Below are 846 nucleotides of genomic sequence, written 5' to 3'. Positions count from 1 at the left end.
TTCGTCCACCGATTGCGCCGCATTCCCAGCCCGCCGGCGGTTGCTTCGATCGAACGCGTGCAGACAGCCGAACGGGCGGCGCAGTTGGGAAAGATCATCCGCAGGCAGCCGATCCCAGACGATTTGCTCGGCGACAGCGCGCCATTCCGTCAGTATGTGGCAGTCGATGGCGCCGATATCGTTGGGCGCGTACGCAGCCTTGATGCCCTGGGAGCCACATGGTGTTCGAGCATGTATGTCGAGCCGTCGCACCGGCGTCGCGGCATTGGCCAGGCTTTGATGTCGAGAATGTTGCACGACGATCGGGCGCGTGGGTCGAGGTACTCGGCGCTGGCTGCAACCCACGCCGGGGCGCTGCTTTATCCCCGGATGGGCTACGAGCGGATCGGAACGCTGCTGATATTTGCGTCAAGGAGCCGGAAGACCGTATGAGGGTTTATTCGCATCATGCTGATTTATAGTGGATTTCAGCTTGATCGGTGGTCAGAGCCCTCTCCTTTTACAACAGCTGGCCTAGCTTAACATCTTCGATGCCGATGAACTTCATCACAGCCCGCGATTTCACCAGGGAACGGTGCGGCCGAGATAGTCAAGATATTCCAGGCCGGGGTTTCCCCGTTTTGCGAGGAGCACGTTCACAAGGCTGGGAATGCTCTCTTGGATGGTGAGCCGTGCGCCCGGGCCGCCCAACTCCGTGCGAACCCAGCCCGGCGCCATCAGGACCATCGAACGGGCCTCGCCCGCGTGCCGGGCTGCGTAGCAGCGCATATACTGGTTCAAGGCGGCCTTGCTGCCGCGGTAGACCTCGCGCATGCCGGTCGTGTTGTTGCAGACGCTGCCCTGTCC

Annotated in this window: 1 protein-coding gene and 1 pseudogene; one reads left to right on the top strand and one right to left on the bottom strand. The window is 61.7% G+C overall.

All coding sequences use genetic code 11. The features are described 5' to 3' along the window. The coding region (locus EN964_RS35920) for a GNAT family N-acetyltransferase (protein WP_164776519.1) at positions 1 to 432 on the top strand (432 nt) is incomplete at its 5' end. A 129-nt stretch (positions 433 to 561) separates the two neighbouring features. Here the strand turns inward: EN964_RS35920 and EN964_RS35915 are convergent. Beyond that, a pseudogene (locus EN964_RS35915) lies at positions 562 to 846 on the bottom strand (3-oxoacyl-ACP reductase); the annotation flags it as partial.

Origin of the sequence: Mesorhizobium sp. M7A.F.Ca.CA.001.10.2.1 (assembly GCF_003998575.1) — a bacterium.
Classification (GTDB): Bacteria; Pseudomonadota; Alphaproteobacteria; order Rhizobiales; family Rhizobiaceae; genus Mesorhizobium.
This window is presented reverse-complemented; position numbering and strand designations above follow the sequence as displayed.